At 59.8% G+C, this 19,041-nt stretch carries 14 protein-coding genes and 1 pseudogene; 12 read left to right on the forward strand and 3 right to left on the reverse strand.

Going from position 1 to position 19,041, the window contains the following annotated elements; genetic code table 11:
* Window positions 1-3: 3 nt before the first annotated feature.
* A complete protein-coding gene (locus CKW20_RS19210) occupies window positions 4-855 on the reverse strand; it encodes a hypothetical protein (protein ID WP_256585080.1) in 852 nt (283 codons plus the stop codon).
* A 110-nt stretch (window positions 856-965) separates the two neighbouring features.
* On the opposite strand from CKW20_RS19210, the pseudogene CKW20_RS19215 reads away from it, so the two are divergent.
* A pseudogene (locus CKW20_RS19215) lies at window positions 966-1,210 on the forward strand (biliverdin-producing heme oxygenase); the annotation flags it as partial.
* Window positions 1,211-1,379: 169 nt separating this feature from the next.
* Window positions 1,380-2,711: a CoA transferase gene (locus CKW20_RS19220; protein WP_095054338.1), complete on the forward strand. Its 1,332-nt coding sequence runs from the start codon at window positions 1,380-1,382 to the stop codon at window positions 2,709-2,711.
* 127 nt (window positions 2,712-2,838) lie between these two features.
* On the opposite strand, the gene CKW20_RS19225 is transcribed toward CKW20_RS19220, so the two are convergent.
* Entirely contained in the window at window positions 2,839-3,702 is an 864-nt protein-coding gene (locus tag CKW20_RS19225) for a DNA-3-methyladenine glycosylase (RefSeq protein ID WP_095054339.1), read from the reverse strand.
* A complete protein-coding gene (gene arcD, locus CKW20_RS19230) occupies window positions 3,699-5,126 on the reverse strand; it encodes an arginine-ornithine antiporter (RefSeq protein ID WP_095054340.1) in 1,428 nt (475 codons plus the stop codon). The genes CKW20_RS19225 and arcD (CKW20_RS19230) overlap by 4 nt, the downstream gene beginning before the upstream one ends.
* 447 nt (window positions 5,127-5,573) lie before the next feature.
* Here arcD (CKW20_RS19230) and arcD (CKW20_RS19235) point away from each other — a divergent pair, with 447 nt between their 5' ends.
* From arcD (CKW20_RS19235) to gcvT, 10 genes are all read left to right on the forward strand, one after another.
* Window positions 5,574-7,001: an arginine-ornithine antiporter gene (gene arcD, locus CKW20_RS19235; protein ID WP_095054341.1), complete on the forward strand. Its 1,428-nt coding sequence runs from the start codon at window positions 5,574-5,576 to the stop codon at window positions 6,999-7,001.
* Window positions 7,002-7,036: 35 nt separating this feature from the next.
* Window positions 7,037-8,293 (forward strand): arginine deiminase, encoded by a 1,257-nt coding sequence (gene arcA, locus CKW20_RS19240; RefSeq protein WP_095054342.1) that lies wholly within the window; start codon window positions 7,037-7,039, stop codon window positions 8,291-8,293.
* A 70-nt stretch (window positions 8,294-8,363) separates the two neighbouring features.
* Complete coding sequence (locus CKW20_RS19245; RefSeq protein WP_008005440.1) at window positions 8,364-9,374, forward strand: ornithine carbamoyltransferase; 1,011 nt, start codon at window positions 8,364-8,366, stop codon at window positions 9,372-9,374.
* 133 nt (window positions 9,375-9,507) lie between these two features.
* A complete protein-coding gene (arcC, locus tag CKW20_RS19250) occupies window positions 9,508-10,437 on the forward strand; it encodes a carbamate kinase (protein ID WP_095054343.1) in 930 nt (309 codons plus the stop codon).
* A 12-nt stretch (window positions 10,438-10,449) separates the two neighbouring features.
* The gene (locus CKW20_RS19255; RefSeq protein WP_095054344.1) at window positions 10,450-10,812 is read left to right on the forward strand and encodes a DUF5064 family protein; all 363 of its coding nucleotides are present in this window, start codon (window positions 10,450-10,452) and stop codon (window positions 10,810-10,812) included.
* A 238-nt stretch (window positions 10,813-11,050) separates the two neighbouring features.
* The gene (locus CKW20_RS19260) at window positions 11,051-12,559 is read left to right on the forward strand and encodes a sigma-54-dependent transcriptional regulator (protein ID WP_095054345.1); all 1,509 of its coding nucleotides are present in this window, start codon (window positions 11,051-11,053) and stop codon (window positions 12,557-12,559) included.
* A 427-nt stretch (window positions 12,560-12,986) separates the two neighbouring features.
* On the forward strand, window positions 12,987-13,370 hold the full coding sequence (gene gcvH, locus CKW20_RS19265) for a glycine cleavage system protein GcvH (protein ID WP_008005432.1): 384 nt from the start codon (window positions 12,987-12,989) through the stop codon (window positions 13,368-13,370).
* Window positions 13,371-13,382: 12 nt separating this feature from the next.
* A complete protein-coding gene (gene gcvP / locus CKW20_RS19270; protein ID WP_095054346.1) occupies window positions 13,383-16,235 on the forward strand; it encodes an aminomethyl-transferring glycine dehydrogenase in 2,853 nt (950 codons plus the stop codon).
* A gap of 185 nt (window positions 16,236-16,420) precedes the next feature.
* Entirely contained in the window at window positions 16,421-17,797 is a 1,377-nt protein-coding gene (locus tag CKW20_RS19275; RefSeq protein ID WP_095054347.1) for an L-serine ammonia-lyase, read from the forward strand.
* A gap of 33 nt (window positions 17,798-17,830) precedes the next feature.
* Window positions 17,831-18,955, forward strand: a complete 1,125-nt coding sequence (gene gcvT / locus CKW20_RS19280; RefSeq protein ID WP_095054348.1) for a glycine cleavage system aminomethyltransferase GcvT — start codon at window positions 17,831-17,833, stop codon at window positions 18,953-18,955.
* The last annotated feature ends 86 nt before the right edge of the window (window positions 18,956-19,041 follow it).

A 19,041-nucleotide genomic window follows, 5' to 3' on the forward strand; every position in this document is an offset into this window, starting at 1 on the left:
TCCTTATTCAGTGCAGTTGGGGTAAACGGTACAAGTTCTGCCGTCGGGCATTTTGAAAGGTTTGAAATCGACGGTGTTGCCGCGACAGAAGGCGTATTGATCCTCAAGGCTTTCGCCCAGGCAACGTTTCCAACCTTGGGGGAAACGGATCCAGGTGTCCTGCCCAAAGGGCCGCTCCTCGGCCGCCATGCTGAACACCATCCTCACCGTCCTGCCCGGCAACTGATCGCGCTGCAATACCCCGCCCGCCATGCGTTTCACCATCTGTCCATCCGCGTCAACAGCCCGGCAGTGTAGGATCTTCCGAATATTGCGTTTGGGTCCCAGAGTGCGAAACAACCACTGGCATTGCCCTTGAAACGCCTGAATACCGGAGGCTGGAAAACCTGGACGGTCATCTGCAAGTTCGTCGTAAAAGGACAGGCTGGCAAAGTCACCGCCGATGTCAGACCAGCGCGTTCCCCACTTCGCGTCGAGATTCAGTTTCAAGCTACTCAACACCAACGGACAGCCGCCTGCGCGCGTCGTCAGCGGGATCTGAAACTCCGCCGTGCGCGCAACCTTCTGGTATTCACTGGTGAAAAACTTGCGGTTCGGCGCCACTTTTCCGCGCTGGCGCGGCGGCGCCTCACAGGTTTCGCCGCTGGCCGGCTCGTAATAGGCATCGGCCTTAACCCTGAAATCGGCCGGCACTTCGGCCTGCAAGGTAAAGCTTTCTGCCGGTGCAAAAACACAACCGCCAGCGGCAAGCGCCAGCGCAATGATTGTCAGTACGCGAGCAAATTGCCGATTCGCGAAACTCAACGATGGACCGTTATTGAGAACTGGCTTATCCCGTTCCTGGAGTGCCGTCACTTGATGCTCCTGCCAACTGACCCCGTAGAAAACGAAGTATCAACAGAGGTATAGCCGTCATCCAGAACGGTTTGAGGGGCCAGGAAACGTTTGGGACCGCGCCTACGCCAGTCTCTGAAATATCTGACATTTGCAGCCATGCAATGACTGGGAGGGTTGTCACGCTCCTGAGCGAAACCTCTGGCGCTCGTCATCTCGCCGAACCGGCCGGTGGCCGCGCTGAAGGCTGGAAAGCTTCGTCAAGACGCTCGATGGGCTGGCGCCGAGCGTGCAGGAAGAAGCCTTTAAAGGCGCAATCGATGCGTTCAACCGCTTTACTGTATTGCTCGAACAGGCCTACGCCACCACCCCCAAACCGCCCGATCACCCCGCCCTTGTAGGAGCGAGGCTTGCCCTAGGCTTGCCCGCGAAGAACGATAACGCGGTCTGTCTGAAGTACCGCGTCGTACCATTCGCGGGCAAGCCTCGCTCCTACAGGTGACATTTTGATCTATGCTCGGGCCTCTCGCTCCGGAGGGCCTTCGATGACTGATTTACTCACGTCCATTCAAGCCGCACTCGGCTTGCCGCATACACCAATCCCGTTCACCTCGAGTGGCGCCCTGCCCTCGGCGTTTGCCGTAACTGACCTGGCCTGTGCCAGCATTGCCGCCGCCGGTCAGGCTGTCAGCGAATTGCTGCAACAACACACCGGCCGTTTGCCTACCCTTGAAGTCGATCGCCGCCTTGCGTCGTTCTGGTTCGCCACCTCGATCCGCCCTGTGGGCTGGAGCGTCCCGCCGTTGTGGGACGCGGTTGCCGGTGACTATGCGACCAAGGACGGCTGGATCCGCCTGCACACCAACGCGCCTCATCATCGTGCCGCCGCTGAAAGCGTGCTCGGCGCCTGTGCCGACCGCGCCGTGGCGGCGGGCAAAGTAGCTCAATGGGCCAAAAGCGATTTGGAACAGGCAGTGGTCGAGGCCGGTGGTTGCGCCGCCGAGATGCGAACCTGGACACAATGGCAGGTTCACCCCCAGGGTCAGGCCGTGAACGCCGAACCGCTGATTCAGTTCAGCGTCGACGACAGCCAAAACGCCAAACCGTGGCAGGGTTCGGTGGCCCAACCGCTGGCCGGGATCAAAGTGCTGGACCTGACGCGGGTACTCGCCGGCCCGATCGCCAGCCGCTTCCTCGCAGGGCTCGGCGCCGACGTGCTGCGCATCGACCCGCCGACCTGGAACGAACCGGGCGTGGTGCCGGAAGTTACCTTGGGCAAACGCTGCGCACGCCTGGATCTGCACGACAGGACTGATCGCGCAGTGTTCGAAAGCCTGCTCAAGGACACCGACATTCTGCTCCACGGCTACCGCGCCGATGCATTGGAAAGGTTGGGGTACGGCGTCGCCGTGCGTCAAAAACTGGCGCCGGGCCTGATAGATGTGTGCCTCAACGCCTACGGTTGGAGCGGCCCCTGGCAGAACCGTCGAGGGTTCGACAGTTTGGTACAGATGAGCAGCGGGATTGCCGAAGCGGGGATGCAGTGGAAGAAAGCGAACAAACCGACGCCGCTGCCGGTGCAGGCGCTTGATCACGCCACCGGGTATTTAATGGCAGCGGCGGCGATCAAGTTATTGGGGTGTGGCGGGTCGGCCAGGTTGTCATTGGCGCGGACCGCCAAGTTGCTGATTGAAAATGGAGCGGGGACCGATGAGGCGTTGCGGGCGGAGGATCAAAGCGATCAAGGAATGTTGGTTGAACAGACACCTTGGGGTCCGGCCCACCGGCTTCATGTGCCGCTGAAAATCACCGGGACACCACTGCAGTGGGCACTTCCAGCCGCGGAATTGGGTTCCTATCGCGCGCAGTGGTGGTAACCATCAGATAGCTATCGCGAGCAGGCTCGCTCCCACATTAGGTGATCTCATTCCTCCAAGGAAACTCGTTCACTGTGGGAGCGGGCTTGCCCGCGAAGAGGTCCGGAAAATCACTACACATCTCAGCTCAATCCGGTCGGCTCAGCGATGTCCAAAGCACCTGCGCCGCATACCCTCGCCAGGGCCGCCAAGCCTCGGCCCGTGCCCACAACTCCCGAGCCGTCACTGCTCCACCTTCCAGCGCCGCCAGCGAATTGATCAGGCCCACATCCCCATTCGGAAACGCATCCATCTCCCGCAACTGCCGCAAGGCAATGTATTGCGCCGTCCAGTCACCAATCCCATGCAACGCCAGCAACCGCGCCACACCGCCCTCCCGTTCCGGTTCAAACAACCGGGGATCATCCAGCAACGCCTGCGCCACGCCGGACAAGGTCCGACCGCGACTTTTCGGCATCCCCAACGTTGCCAGATCCGCTGCGGCCAATACGGCAGCATCAGGAAACACATGACTCAACCCCGGCATCGGCGACTGCAATGGCTGTCCATATTGCACTACCAGTTTCCCCGCCAACTTGATCGCCGCGACCACGCTGATCTGCTGCCCCAACACTGCACGAATGGCCAACTCCAGGCCATCCCAAGCCCCGGGCACTCGCAGCCCCGGACGCGCGGCAATCAAGCGCGCCATCAACGGATCAACCGTCAGTTGTCGATGAATGGCTGGCAAATTCGCATCCAGATCAAACATCCGCCGTAGCCGCGTGACAATTTCCGGTACTGCCGCTGAATCAGGAAAATCCAGCGTCACTTCCAGCACATCGCCCGTCCCTGGCCTGACCGAAATCACACCGTGAACACCGTTCAACCCGATGCTGCGCGAGTACACCCCATCGACCACGGTTTCCATCCCGACCACGGCCCGCGCCGACAAGAATCCCAGCATCGCCGACCAGTCATAAGGCGGTTGATACGCCAGCAATAACCTCACAACGACAACAATCCGCTGTACAACCCATACGCCGCCAGCCCCGCCCCGGCGATCACACAGCTGAAAATCCCCTTCTCCATCAACGTGAACAATGGCTCACCCTGTTCCCGCTTGGCCTGGGCAAACAAAATCACCCCCGGTGCATACAACAACGCCGAGAGCAGCAGGTATTTCACCCCGCCGGCGTACAACAACCAAACTGCGTAACACAGGGCAATGCCGCCGATCAGCAAGTCTTTCGTGCGCTCGGCCGAAGCATGCTCATAGGTTTCCCCTCGCCCGCTCAACAACACCGCATACGCCGCCGACCACAGGTACGGCACCAGAATCATCGACGAGGCGAGGTAAATCAGGCTGGTGTAAGTACCGGCGGAAAACAGGGTGATCAGCAGAAAAATCTGGATCATCACGTTGGTCAGCCACAGTGCGTTGACCGGCACATGGTTGGCGTTCTCCTTTTTCAGGAAGGCTGGCATGGTCTTGTCTTTCGCGGTGGCGAAGAGGATTTCGGCGCACAGCAGCGCCCACGACAACAAAGCTCCCAACAGCGAAATAGCCAGGCCTATACTGATCAACAGCGCGCCCCAAGGGCCGACCACGTGTTCCAGCACCGCCGCCAGCGACGGGTTCTGCAACGTGGCCAATTCCGGTTGGCTCATGATCCCGAGGGATAACACGTTCACCAGCACCAACAGCGCCAACACACCGATAAAACCGATGACCGTCGCCCGGCCCACGTCCGACCGTTTCTCCGCCCTCGCCGAATACACACTGGCGCCTTCTATGCCGATGAAGACGAACACGGTGACCAGCATCATGTTGCGCACCTGATCCATCACGCCGCCGAAATTCGGGTTGCTGCGACCCCAGATGTCGCGGGTGAAGATGTCCGCCTTGAAGGCCACGGCGGCGATGACGATGAACATGATCAGCGGCACGATCTTGGCCACGGTGGTCAGTTGATTGATGAACGCCGCCTCCTTGATCCCGCGCAGCACCAGAAAATGCACCGCCCACAGCAGTACCGACGCGCAGCCGATGGCGATGGGTGTGTTGCCCTGGCCGAAGACCGGAAAGAAATAACCGAGGGTGCTGAACAGCAACACGAAATAACCGACATTGCCCAGCCAGGCGCTAATCCAGTATCCCCAGGCAGACGAGAATCCCATGTAATCGCCAAACCCGGCCTTGGCGTAGGCGTACACCCCGGAGTCCAGTTCGGGTTTGCGATTGGCCAGGGTCTGAAAGACGAAGGCCAGGGTCAGCATGCCCACGGCAGTGATCGCCCAACCAATCAATATCGCCCCGGCATCGGCGCGCGCCGCCATGTTTTGCGGTAAGGAAAAAATCCCGCCGCCAATCATCGATCCCACCACCAAAGCGATCAGCGCACTCAGGCGAAGCTTTTGCGTCGGTTGCGACATTCGGGCGCTCCATTTACCCCGCCGCGCTATCGCCGCGAGACCGTCACATAGTCCGTTTTTTAACTAAATAGATAAAGCGTAATAACGTTTATCAATTAACGCCAATTTCTGTTTTTAATTTATAACTGATCACGCTATAGCACCGTCCGGAAATAGCGATTTTGTCGGAAGACCCTAATAAATCAATATCACTAAAAAACCCAATGACCATACTTGCCAAAACAAAAAAACAAACTAGCGTCTAAACTTCAACTGATACGCTTTATTTCTTTAACTTTTATCCGAAGCTTCTGCACAGGGCTTTCCGGGCATTAGCCTTATGCCCGCAAAAGACCCATAAGTCTTTACTTAACAATGGAATGTGCCCATGCATTGATCTAAGTCAGATGATTGAACAGCGAACGAAACTAACCTGTTTTTTCTCTTCTCCTGCACTGGAGTCATGCAATGTCTGAATCCCCCGGAAAACTGAAACTCGGCGCCTTGGTTGCATTGGTTGTCGGCTCAATGATTGGTGGCGGGATCTTCTCTTTGCCCCAGAACATGGCCGCCAGTGCAGACGTCGGTGCCGTTCTTATCGGTTGGGCAATTACCGCAGTGGGCATGTTGACCCTGGCCTTCGTTTTCCAGACCCTCGCTAATCGAAAACCTGATCTGGACGGCGGTGTCTACGCCTACGCCAAAGCCGGTTTCGGCGACTACATGGGTTTCTCGTCCGCTTGGGGTTACTGGATCAGCGCCTGGCTGGGCAACGTTGGTTACTTCGTACTCTTGTTCAGCACCCTCGGCTACTTCTTCCCCATCTTTGGGGAGGGGAATACTGTCGCTGCCGTGATCGGTGCGTCGGTGCTGCTCTGGGGCGTACATTTCCTCGTGCTGCGGGGGATCAAGGAAGCGGCGTTCATCAACCTGGTGACCACCGTCGCCAAAATCGTACCGTTGCTGCTGTTTGTCCTGATCGCGATTTTCGCGTTCAAACTGGACATCTTCACCGCCGACATCTGGGGCGTGAAAAACCCTGACCTGGGCAGCGTGATGAACCAGGTGCGCAAGATGATGCTGGTCACCGTCTGGGTGTTCATCGGCATCGAAGGCGCGAGCATCTTCTCGGCCCGTGCAGAAAAACGCAGCGATGTGGGTAAAGCCACGGTGATTGGTTTCATCACCGTGCTGCTGTTCCTGGTGCTGGTGAACGTGCTGTCGCTGGGCATCATGACCCAACCGGAATTGGCAAAACTGCAGAACCCGTCCATGGCCGCAGTGCTGGAACATGTAGTCGGTCATTGGGGCGCGGTGCTGATCAGCGTCGGCCTGATCATCTCGTTGCTCGGTGCGCTGCTGTCGTGGGTGTTGCTGTGCGCGGAGATCATGTTCGCTGCCGCCAAGGACCACACCATGCCGGCGTTTTTGCGCAAGGAAAACGCCAACCATGTACCGGCCAACGCCTTGTGGCTGACCAACGCCATGGTCCAGTTGTTCCTGATCGTCACGCTGTTCTCGGCCAGCACTTACCTGTCGCTGATCTACCTCGCCACCTCAATGATTCTGGTGCCGTACCTGTGGTCGGCGGCTTACGCACTGCTGCTGGCGGTGCGCGGCGAGAGTTATGAAAACGCTTTGGCCGAGCGCAGGAAAGACCTGTTCATCGGCGCCGTCGCGTTGATCTACGCGGTCTGGCTGATCTATGCCGGCGGCGTCAAATACCTGCTGCTCTCCGCCCTGCTCTATGCGCCCGGCGTGATCCTGTTCGCCAAAGCCAAGCTTGAAGTCAACAAACCGGTTTTCACCAACGTCGAGAAGCTGATTTTCGCAGCAGTCGTCGTGGGCGCCCTGGTGGCAGCTTACGGGCTGTATGACGGCTTCCTGACTCTGTAACACCTGAACCCCTTGTCATCTGGAGGATCACTGTAATGACCACCGAAAAAGTTAAGTACGGCGTCCATTCCGAAGCCGGCAAACTGCGCAAAGTCATGGTTTGCTCCCCCGGCCTGGCCCACCAGCGGCTGACCCCGAACAACTGCGATGAACTGCTTTTCGACGATGTGCTGTGGGTTGCCCAAGCCAAGCGTGACCATTTCGACTTCGTCACCAAAATGCGCGAACGCAACATCGACGTGCTGGAAATGCACAACCTGCTGACCGACATCGTCGCCATTCCAGAAGCACTGGACTGGATTCTGCAACGCAAAATCACCGCCAACTCGGTCGGCCTTGGGCTGGTCAACGAAACCGCTTCCTGGCTGCGTAGCCTGGAGCCGAGAAAGATTGCCGAATTCCTGATTGGCGGCGTCTCCGCCGATGACCTGCCGGACAGCTTCGGCGGCAAGACCATTCAGATGTTCCGCGAATTTCTCGGTCACTCCAGCTTCATTCTGCCGCCGCTGCCCAATACTCAGTTCACCCGCGACACCACCTGCTGGATCTATGGCGGCGTGACGCTCAACCCGATGTACTGGCCGGCGCGTCGTCAGGAAACACTGCTGGCCACCGCCATCTACAAGTTCCATCCGCAATTCACCAACGCCGACTTCCAGATCTGGTACGGCGATCCGGATCAGGACCATGGCAGCGCCACCCTGGAGGGCGGCGACGTGATGCCGATTGGTAATGGCGTGGTGTTGATCGGCATGGGCGAGCGCTCGTCCCGCCAGGCCATCGGCCAATTGGCGGTCAACCTGTTCAAGAACAAAGCGGTCGAGCGGGTGATTGTCGCCGGCCTGCCGAAGTCCCGCGCAGCGATGCACCTGGACACCGTGTTCAGCTTCTGCGACCGGGATCTTGTGACCATTTTCCCGGAAGTGGTGAACCAGATTGTCGCCTTCAGCGTGCGCCCCGATGAAAGCAAACCGGGCGGCGTCGACGTTCGCCGCGAAGAAACCAGCTTCCTCGACACCGTGGCCAAGGCCCTCAACCTCAAAGCGCTGCGCGTCGTCGAAACTGGCGGCAACAGCTTCGCCGCCGAACGCGAGCAATGGGACGACGGCAACAACGTGGTGGCCGTGGAGCCCGGCGTGGTCATCGGTTACGACCGCAACACCTACACCAACACCCTGCTGCGCAAGGCCGGCATCGAGGTCATCACCATCAGCGCCGGTGAACTCGGTCGCGGGCGTGGCGGCGGCCACTGCATGACCTGCCCGATTATTCGTGACCCTATCGACTATTAACTTTCAAACCCTGGCCGCCGCTTATCCAGCGCGGCCCGGGGGATAACCGATACCAAAGGAGATCCAAAAAATGGCTTTCAACATGCGCAACCGCAGCCTGCTGAGTTTGATGCACCACACCACTCGCGAGCTGAATTACCTGCTGGACCTGTCCCGTGACCTCAAACGCGCCAAATACACCGGCACCGAACGTCCACACCTGCAAGGCAAAAACATCGCGCTGATCTTCGAAAAAACCTCGACCCGCACCCGTTGCGCCTTCGAAGTCGCTGCCCATGACCAGGGCGCTCACGTCACCTACATCGACCCGGTGTCGTCGCAGATCGGCCACAAGGAAAGCATGAAAGACACCGCTCGCGTACTGGGGCGGATGTTCGACGCCATCGAGTATCGCGGCTTCGAACAGGAAATCGTCGAAGAGCTGGCGAAGTTCGCTGGCGTGCCGGTGTTCAACGGTCTGACCGCTGAATTCCACCCGACGCAAATGATCGCCGACACCCTGACCATGCGTGAACACAGCGACAAGCCGCTGCACGACATCAGCTACGCCTACCTCGGCGATGCCCGCTACAACATGGGCAATTCGCTGCTGATGATCGGCGCCAAACTCGGCATGGACGTGCGTATCGCCGCACCGAAAGCGCTGTGGCCACATCAGGACTTCATTGATCAGTGCAAAGCCTTCGCCGAGGAAAGCGGTGCGCGCATCACCATCACCGAAGACCCGAAAGAAGCGGTCAAGGGCGTGGACTTCATCCACACCGACATCTGGGTCTCGATGGGTGAGCCGGTTGAGGCGTGGGACGAGCGCATCGAGCAACTGCTGCCGTACCAGGTCAACGCCGACATGATGAAGGCCTCGGGCAACCCGCGCGTGAAATTCATGCACTGCCTGCCGGCGTTCCACAACAGCGAAACCAAGGTCGGCAAAGACATCGCCGCGCGCTATCCGCACCTGGCCAACGGCGTCGAAGTGACAGAAGAAGTCTTCGAGTCGCCGGCCAACATCGCCTTCGAGCAGGCGGAAAACCGCATGCACACCATCAAGGCGATTCTGGTGTCGGCGCTGGCGGATATCTGAACACTTGTTCATGACCAGCCACTGAACCTGTAGGAGCGAGGCTTGCCCGCGAAGGGGCCTTCAAGACCGCTAAAAGCTTCGCGGGCAAGCCTCGCTCCTACAGGGGATCATCGAACTTTGAAAGGACTGCATTATGCGTATCGTCGTTGCTTTGGGCGGTAACGCCCTGCTCCGCCGGGGTGAACCCATGACCGCGGACAATCAACGCGCCAACATCCGCGTCGCCACCGAACAGATCGCCAAGGTCCATCCCGGCAATCAACTGGTGATCGCTCACGGTAATGGTCCGCAGGTCGGCCTGCTGTCGCTGCAAGCGGCGGCCTACACCCAGGTTTCCGCTTACCCGCTGGACGTGCTCGGTGCCGAAACAGAAGGCATGATCGGCTACATCATCGAACAGGAACTGGGCAACCTGCTGGACTTCGAAGTCCCGTTTGCCACCCTGCTGACCCAAGTTGAAGTCGACCCCAACGACCCGGCGTTCCAACACCCGAGCAAACCCATCGGCCCGGTCTACACCAAAGCCGAAGCGGAAAAACTCGCTGCCGAAAAAGGCTGGGCGATTGCTCCGGACGGCGACAAATTCCGCCGTGTGGTGGCCAGCCCGAAACCTAAACGCATCTTCGAAATCCGTCCGATAAAATGGCTGCTGGAAAAAGGCAGCATCGTGATTTGCGCGGGCGGTGGCGGCATCCCGACGATGTACGGCGCCAGCGGCAAGCTGCAGGGCGTGGAAGCAGTGATCGACAAAGACCTGTGCTCGGCGCTGCTGGCCGAACAGCTTGAAAGCGATCTATTGGTGATCGCCACCGACGTCAACGCGGCGTTCATCGATTTCGGCAAACCCACCCAGAAAGCCATCGCCCAGGCCCACCCGGACGACATGGAAAAACTCGGCTTCGCGGCCGGCTCCATGGGACCAAAGGTCCAGGCAGCCTGCGAGTTCGCGCGCCATACTGGAAAAACCGCGGTGATCGGCTCACTCTCGGACATCGAAGCGATCGTCCAGGGCAAGGCCGGCACCCGCATCAGTACGGCGACACCTGGCATAACTTACTTGTAAGGAGAGACGTCAATGGCAACGTTTGAGCCCGGTCATCTGCACATCGAGCGCCACGCGCTGACCCCGGATGATGTCAACTACAACGTGCATCTCGACTATGAGGTCACGCAGGATCCCAAGAAAGGCAAAGGGGTGCTGTTCACCATGCACGGCAGCATGCAGGGAAAGGACATGACGGAGACCTTCTTTCTGCCCAAGGAGGAGGCTTACAACTTCGCCAACAACGTAACGAAAATCGCCGAGAAGTACGGAATCCCGAAGACACATAGCCAGATCGGCTCGGTTCACAAGCATTACGATTTAATGTTTGAAGACATCCGGAAGCAGTTGGATATGAAATCCGGCGACCCGGTAAACCTCGAGAACTTCGAATAACCCACTGACCTTGTGGGAGCGGGCTTGCTCGCGATGACGAGCTTTCATTCGTTATGGATGCCGACTGAAAGACTGCGACACACGACCTGTAGGAGCGAGGCTTGCCCGCGAAGCTTTTAGCGGTCTCGATGGCCTCTTCGCGGGCAAGTCTCGCTCCTACAAATAGAACGCGCATTTCACCTAACACCCGCCCCAAGGCATACTTGCCACCCTCCGCACTTCAGAACCCAACCGCCCCATGCGTATCCACGTCAGTTTCATCGACCGCGTCGGCATCACCCAGGAAGTCCTGGCCCTGCTCGGTGGGCGCAATCTCAATCTGGATGCGGTGGAAATGGTGCCGCCCAACGTCTACATCGACGCCCCGACCTTGAGTCCGGCAGTGCTCGAAGAACTGCGCGACGCGCTGTTCAGCGTGCGCGGCGTGCAAGCGGTGACGGTGGTCGACATCCTTCCCGGCCAGCGCCGTCACTTGCAGCTCGATGCGTTGCTCGCGGCCATGACCGACCCGGTGTTGGCCCTCGACAGTGCTGGCAAGGTGCTGCTGGCCAACCCGGCGCTGATTGCCCTGTACGGCCGCGAACCGGCGGATGAAAGCATCAGCGAGCTGTTTGCCGACCCGGCACTGCTCGACGCCTTGCTGGAAAACGGCTTCCGCCTGCCGCTGAGGGAGATCACCGTCAACGGTCAGACCCTGCTGCTGGACGCCACGCCTATCACCGACGCCGGCGCCCTTCTGACCCTGTATCAACCGAACCGCATCGGCGAACGTCTCTCGGCGCTGCACCACGACCACGCCGAAGGCTTCGATGCGCTGCTCGGTGAATCCCCGGCGATTCGTACGCTCAAGGCTCGCGCCCAGCGAGTCGCCGCCCTCGATGCACCATTGCTGATTCAGGGCGAAACCGGCACCGGTAAAGAACTGGTGGCCCGCGCCTGCCACGCCATCAGCGCCCGCCATAGTTCGCCGTTCCTGGCCTTGAACTGCGCGGCATTGCCGGAAAACCTCGCCGAAAGCGAACTGTTCGGCTACGCCCCCGGTGCCTTTACCGGCGCACAACGGGGCGGTAAACCGGGGCTGATGGAACTGGCCAACCAGGGCACGGTATTTCTCGACGAGATCGGTGAAATGTCGCCGTACTTGCAGGCGAAATTGCTGCGTTTTCTCAACGACGGCAGCTTCCGTCGGGTTGGTGGCGATCGCGAAGTGAAGGTCAATGTGCGGATCCTCAGCGCCACCCACCGCGATCTGGAAAAAATGGTCAGCGAAGGCGCTTTTCGCGAAGACCTGTTCTATCGCCTCAACGTCCTGAATGTCGAAGTCCCGCCCCTGCGCGACCGTGGCCAGGACATTCTGCTGCTGGCGCGCTACTTCATGCAGCAAGCCTGCGCACAGATCCAGCGCCCGGTCTGTCGCCTGGCGCCAGGCACTTATCCGGCGCTGCTAGGCAATCGCTGGCCGGGCAATGTGCGGCAACTGCAGAACGTGATCTTCCGCGCCGCTGCAATTTGCGAAAGCAGCCTGGTGGACATCGGTGACCTCGACATCGCTGGCACTTCCGTGGCGCGTCAGAGCGACAGCGAGGTCGACAGCCTTGAACAGGCCATGGAAGAGTTCGAGAAAACCTTGCTGGAAAAACTCTACGTCAGCTACCCCTCGACCCGCCAACTGGCCAGCCGCCTGCAAACCTCCCACACCGCGATTGCCCATCGGTTGCGTAAGTACGGGATTCCCAATAAGCCGTAAGGCTTCGGTACCGGACTAGCTGTATTGATCGTTCCCACGCTCTGCGTGGGAATGCAGCCCGCGTCACTGGACGCGGAGCGTCCCTAGAGGCATTCCCACGCGGAGCGTGGGAACGATCATTTGCTCAACTCAAAAGCGACCCCTATCTGTACTGAAAGCGCTACAGCGGAACGATATCGCTACACCCTCTCCTGATCACCGCTGTGCAAGGTTTTGATCCCCTTAGGCTTTTTTCCCCACCTTGTGCTGTAGCGATTTCGCTACAGCCAGCAAATTCTTACACTTTGAACAAACATATAAGTTATTGATTTATAACGATTAAACAACATTGGCCGCGTTTTTGCTTAGTAACCACCCATTAAGCAGGGCTTTTTGCCCAAGCATTCAATCGCGTCCACCAGACGAGTCTGGCCCCTTAGGAGTTTCCATGAGCGAGTTGCGTTTTACTGAAGATCACGAATGGCTGCGCACCGAAGCTGACGGCACCGTCACAGTCGGCATCACCGCTTTCGCGCAGAACGCATTGGGCGACGTGGTTTTCGTACAACTGCCTGAGCTGCAGTCCTACGACAAAGGCGCTGAAGCCGCCACCGTGGAATCGGTAAAGGCCGCCAGCGGCGTGTACATGCCACTCGACGGCGAAGTGCTGGAAGTGAACCCGGCGCTGGACAGCAGCCCTGAACTGGTCAACGAAGATCCGCTGGGCGAAGGCTGGTTCTTCCGCTTCCAGCCAACCGACGCCTCGGCTGTCGGCCAACTGCTGGATCAAGACGCTTACGACCGTCTGATCAAAGCCAACGCCGAAGCCTGAGGAGCGCCCTACATGACTCAAGTAAACCTAAGCACTGCCAACGAATTCATCGCGCGCCACATCGGCCCGCGTTCCGGCGACGAGCAAGCCATGCTCAACAGCCTGGGTTTTGACTCCCTGGAAGCTCTGAGCGCCAGCGTCATTCCCGACAGCATCAAAGGCACCAGCGTCCTCGGCCTGGAAGACGGCCTGAGTGAAGCCGATGCCCTGGCGCTGATCAAATCCATCGCCGGCAAAAACCAGCTGTTCAAGACCTACATCGGTCAGGGCTACTACGGCACTCACACGCCGTCGCCGATCCTGCGCAACCTGCTGGAAAACCCGGCCTGGTACACCGCTTACACCCCGTACCAACCAGAAATTTCCCAAGGGCGTCTCGAAGCGCTGCTGAACTTCCAGACCCTGATCAGCGACCTGACCGGCCTGCCGATCGCCAATGCCTCGCTGCTCGACGAAGCCACCGCCGCTGCCGAAGCCATGACTTTCTGCAAACGCCTGAGCAAGAACAAAGGCAGCCACGCCTTCTTCGCGTCGGTTCATTGTCATCCGCAAACCCTCGACGTCCTACGCACTCGTGCCGAGCCGTTGGGCATCGACGTGGTGGTCGGCGACGAGCGCGAACTGACTGACGTGACGCCATTCTTCGGCGCTCTGCTGCAATACCCGGCCAGCAACGGTGACGTGTTCGACTACCGCGAACTGACCGAGCGCTTCCACGCGGCTAATGCACTGGTCGCCGTCGCGGCTGATCTGCTGGCCCTGACCGTGCTGACGCCGCCAGGCGAATTCGGCGCCGACGTAGCCATCGGCAGCGCGCAACGCTTCGGCGTGCCGCTGGGTTTCGGTGGTCCGCACGCGGCCTACTTCTCCACCAAAGACGCGTTCAAGCGTGACATGCCGGGCCGTCTGGTCGGTGTGTCCGTGGACCGTTTCGGCAAGCCGGCCCTGCGCCTGGCCATGCAGACCCGCGAGCAACATATCCGCCGCGAGAAAGCCACCAGCAACATCTGCACCGCCCAGGTTCTGCTGGCCAACATTGCCAGCATGTACGCCGTGTACCATGGCCCGAAAGGCCTGACGCAGATCGCCCAGCGCATTCATCACCTGACCGCGATCCTCGCCCAAGGCTTGAGCGCAGTGGGCCTGACCGTCGAGCAAACCAGCTTCTTCGACACGCTGACAATTAAAACCGGCGTTAATACCGCCAAGCTGCACGACCAGGCGCGTGCCCAGCAGATCAACCTGCGCGTGGTCGATGCTGAACGCCTGGGCCTGTCCCTCGACGAAACCACTTCGCAAGCGGATGTGGAAACCCTGTGGGCCTTGCTGGCCGACGGCCAAACCCTGCCAGACTTCGCCGCATTGGCCGCAAGCGTTGAAAGCACGATCCCGGCCGCGCTGGTTCGCCAATCGCCGATCCTCAGCCACCCGGTGTTCAACCGTTATCACTCGGAAACCGAGCTGATGCGCTACCTGCGCAAGCTCGCCGACAAGGACCTGGCCCTGGATCGCACCATGATCCCGCTGGGTTCGTGCACCATGAAACTCAACGCCGCCAGCGAAATGATCCCGGTGACCTGGGCCGAGTTCGGTGCCCTGCACCCGTTCGCCCCGGCCGAGCAAAGCGCCGGTTATCAGCAGCTGACCGATGAACTGGAAGCGATGCTCTGCGCCGCCACCGGTTACGACTCGATCTCCCTGCAGCCGAACGCCGGTTCGCAAGGTGAATACGCTGGCCTGCTGGCGATCCGTGCCTACCACCAGAGCCGTGGTGAAGACCGTCGCGACATCTGCCTGATCCCGTCGTCCGCCCACGGCACTAACCCAGCCACCGCCAACATGGCTGGCATGCGTGTAGTCGTGACCGCCTGCGATGCCCGCGGCAACGTCGACATTGAAGACCTGCGCGCCAAGGCCATCGAGCACCGCGAACACCTCGCTGCGCTGATGATCACCTACCCGTCGACCCACGGCGTGTTTGAAGAAGGCATCCGCGAAATCTGCGGCATCATTCACGACAACGGCGGTCAGGTGTACATCGACGGCGCCAACATGAACGCCATGGTCGGCCTCTGCGCCCCGGGCAAGTTCGGCGGCGACGTGTCCCACCTGAATCTGCACAAAACCTTCTGCATTCCCCACGGCGGTGGCGGCCCGGGCGTCGGCCCGATTGGCGTCAAGTCGCACCTGACGCCGTTCCTGCCGGGCCACGCGCAGATGGAACGCAAGGAAGGCGCGGTCTGCGCGGCACCGTTCGGCAGCGCGAGCATTCTGCCGATCACCTGGATGTACATTCGAATGATGGGTGGCGCAGGTCTCAAGCGTGCTTCGCAATTGGCGATCCTGAATGCCAACTACATTTCCCGTCGCCTCGAAGAGCATTACCCAGTGTTGTACACCGGCAGCAATGGTCTGGTGGCGCACGAATGCATCCTCGATCTGCGTCCGTTGAAAGACAGCAGCGGCATCAGTGTCGATGACGTCGCCAAGCGCCTGATCGACTTCGGCTTCCACGCCCCGACCATGTCGTTCCCGGTGGCCGGCACGTTGATGATCGAGCCGACCGAAAGCGAATCCAAAGAAGAACTGGACCGCTTCTGCGACGCCATGATCCGCATCCGCGAAGAAATCCGCGCAGTGGAAAACGGCACGCTGGACAAGGACGACAACCCGCTGAAAAACGCACCGCACACCGCCGCGGAAATCGTTGGCGAGTGGACGCATCCGTATAGCCGCGAGCAAGCGGTTTACCCGGTAGCGTCGCTGATCGAAGGCAAGTACTGGCCACCGGTCGGTCGCGTCGACAACGTCTTCGGCGATCGCAACCTGGTCTGCGCCTGCCCGTCGATCGAAAGCTACGCTTGATCTATAGGGGGCGGGTTCGCTCGCCCCCATTTTCAAGAACACCACATTCCCCTGTAGGAGCGAGGCTTGCCCGCGAAGGCGATTTCATATTCAACATTGATGTTGGCTGACACAACGCCTTCGCGGGCAAGCCTCGCTCCTACGGATTCGCGGTGCTTCTCATAACAAGAAACCGGAGAACAACCATGTCGTTAAGCGTGTTCGACCTGTTCAAGATTGGCATCGGTCCCTCCAGCTCCCACACCGTCGGCCCGATGCGTGCAGCTGCGCGTTTCGCCGAAGGTCTGCGCCGTGAAGGGCTGCTGGCCGCAACCACCTGCGTCAAAGTCGAGCTCTATGGCTCGCTCGGTGCCACCGGCAAAGGCCACGGCAGCGACAAGGCTGTATTGCTGGGCCTGGAAGGCGAACACCCGGACACCGTGGATACCGAAACCATCGCCACCCGTTTGCAAGAGATTCGCGGCAGCGGTCGCTTGAACCTGCTTGGCGAACACAGCATTGCGTTCAACGAGAAAGAACACCTGGCGATGATTCGCAAACCGTTGGCCTATCACCCCAATGGCATGATTTTTCGCGCTTTCGACGCCGCTGGCCTGCAAATCCGCAGCCGCGAGTACTACTCGGTCGGCGGTGGCTTCGTGGTCGATGAAGATGCCGCTGGCGCTGACCGCATCGTCGAAGATGCCACACCTCTGACCTTCCCTTTCAAAAGCGCCAAGGACCTGCTCGGTCATTGCAGCACCTATGGTTTATCCATCAGCCAAGTGATGTTGACCAACGAAAGTGCCTGGCGCCCCGAAGCGGAAACCCGTGCCGGTTTGCTGAAGATCTGGCAAGTGATGCAAGACTGCGTCGCCGCCGGTTGCCGCAACGAAGGCATCCTGCCCGGTGGACTGAAGGTCAAACGTCGGGCCGCGGCGCTGCATCGGCAACTGTGCAACAACCCGGAATCGTCGCTGCGCGATCCGTTGTCGGTGCTGGACTGGGTCAACCTGTACGCCTTGGCGGTCAACGAAGAAAACGCCAACGGCGGACGCGTAGTTACGGCGCCCACCAATGGTGCAGCCGGAATCATCCCGGCGGTGCTGCATTACTACATGCGCTTCATCCCTGGCGCCAACGAAGACGGCGTCGTGCGCTTTCTACTGACGGCCGCCGCGATCGGCATTCTGTACAAGGAAAACGCCTCGATCTCCGGCGCCGAAGTCGGCTGTCAGGGTGAGGTTGGCGTCGCCTGCTCAATGGCCGCGGGCGCCTTGTGTGAAGTGCTGGGCGGCACGGTGCAGCAGGTGGAAAACGCCGCTGAAATCGGCATGGAACACAACCTCGGCCTGACCTGCGATCCGATTGGCGGGCTGGTGCAAGTGCCTTGCATCGAGCGTAACGCCATGGGCTCGGTCAAGGCCATCAATGCGGTGCGCATGGCCCTGCGCGGCGACGGTCAGCACTTCGTCTCCCTCGACAAAGTCATCCGCACCATGCGCCAGACCGGCGCCGATATGAAAAGCAAATACAAGGAAACCGCCCGTGGCGGTTTGGCGGTCAACATTATCGAGTGCTGATGCGCGCATCTGCACTATTTTCAGGAGCTGGATATGTCCACCGAACAATTGTTGAAAACCCCGTTGCACGCACTGCACCTCGAGCTCGGCGCCCGCATGGTGCCGTTTGCCGGCTATGACATGCCGGTGCAATACCCGTTGGGCGTGATGAAAGAACACCAGCACACCCGTGATCAGGCCGGGCTGTTCGATGTTTCGCACATGGGCCAGATCCGCCTGACCGGCGCCAACGCGGCTAAAGCCCTGGAAACCCTGGTGCCGGTGGACATCATCGACCTGCCGGTAGGCATGCAGCGCTACGCGATGTTCACCAACGACACCGGTGGCATCCTCGACGACCTGATGGTCGCCAATCTCGGTAATGACGAGTTGTTCCTGGTGGTCAATGCCGCCTGCAAGGACCAGGACCTGGCGCACCTGCGCAAGCACATCGGCGACCAGTGCACGATCGAGCCACTGTTCGAAGAACGCGCACTGCTGGCATTGCAAGGCCCGGCCGCCGTCACCGTGTTAGCACGCCTGGCGCCGGAAGTTGCGAAGATGACCTTCATGCAGTTCGCCCGCGTGAAGCTGTTGGGCGTGGACTGCTTTGTCAGCCGTTCGGGCTACACCGGTGAAGACGGTTTCGAAATCTCCGTACCGGCCGCCAATGCCGAAGCCCTGGCTCGTGCCCTGCTGGCCGAACCGGAAGTGGCGGCCATCGGCCTCGGCGCTCGCGACTCTCTGCGCCTGGAGGCCGGCCTGTGCCTTTACGGCCACGACATGAACACCGAAACCACCCCAATCGAAGCGAGCCTGCTGTGGGCCATCTCCAAGCCTCGTCGTGCCGATGGCGCGCGGGCCGGCGGCTTCCCTGGCGCTGAAACCGTGTTCGCTCAGCAGCAAACGGGTGTCAGCCGCAAGCGCGTTGGCCTGTTGCCGCAGGAACGTACGCCAGTGCGTGAAGGTGCGGAAATCGTCAACGAAGCCGGCGACATCATCGGCAGTGTGTGCAGTGGTGGCTTCGGCCCGACCCTCGGCGGTCCTTTGGCCATGGGTTATCTCGACAGCGCTTATATCGCTCTGGATACGCCGGTTTGGGCAATCGTGCGTGGGAAAAAGGTGCCTTTGCTTGTAAGCAAAATGCCATTTGTTCCACAACGCTACTATCGCGGTTGATTGACTGTTTCTATAAGTAACGCAGCTGCGTTAACAGTGCACTAATCTGTAACGCAGCCGCCATAAAACAGTGCGTCCGCTTCGTT

Origin of the sequence: Pseudomonas sp. Irchel s3b2 (assembly GCF_900187445.1) — a bacterium.
Taxonomy (GTDB): Bacteria; Pseudomonadota; Gammaproteobacteria; order Pseudomonadales; family Pseudomonadaceae; genus Aquipseudomonas.

Bases quoted from the DNA above. Each gene is read 5' to 3' on its own strand.
- CKW20_RS19220 (WP_095054338.1), top strand. From the start codon at position 1,380: ATGACTGATTTACTCACGTCCATTCAAGCCGCACTCGGCTTGCCGCAT.
- arcD (WP_095054340.1), bottom strand. From the start codon at position 5,126: ATGTCGCAACCGACGCAAAAGCTTCGCCTGAGTGCGCTGATCGCTTTG.
- arcD (WP_095054341.1), top strand. From the start codon at position 5,574: ATGTCTGAATCCCCCGGAAAACTGAAACTCGGCGCCTTGGTTGCATTG.
- arcA (WP_095054342.1), top strand. From the start codon at position 7,037: ATGACCACCGAAAAAGTTAAGTACGGCGTCCATTCCGAAGCCGGCAAA.
- CKW20_RS19245 (WP_008005440.1), top strand. From the start codon at position 8,364: ATGGCTTTCAACATGCGCAACCGCAGCCTGCTGAGTTTGATGCACCAC.
- arcC (WP_095054343.1), top strand. From the start codon at position 9,508: ATGCGTATCGTCGTTGCTTTGGGCGGTAACGCCCTGCTCCGCCGGGGT.
- CKW20_RS19255 (WP_095054344.1), top strand. From the start codon at position 10,450: ATGGCAACGTTTGAGCCCGGTCATCTGCACATCGAGCGCCACGCGCTG.
- CKW20_RS19260 (WP_095054345.1), top strand. From the start codon at position 11,051: ATGCGTATCCACGTCAGTTTCATCGACCGCGTCGGCATCACCCAGGAA.
- gcvH (WP_008005432.1), top strand. From the start codon at position 12,987: ATGAGCGAGTTGCGTTTTACTGAAGATCACGAATGGCTGCGCACCGAA.
- gcvP (WP_095054346.1), top strand. From the start codon at position 13,383: ATGACTCAAGTAAACCTAAGCACTGCCAACGAATTCATCGCGCGCCAC.
- CKW20_RS19275 (WP_095054347.1), top strand. From the start codon at position 16,421: ATGTCGTTAAGCGTGTTCGACCTGTTCAAGATTGGCATCGGTCCCTCC.
- gcvT (WP_095054348.1), top strand. From the start codon at position 17,831: ATGTCCACCGAACAATTGTTGAAAACCCCGTTGCACGCACTGCACCTC.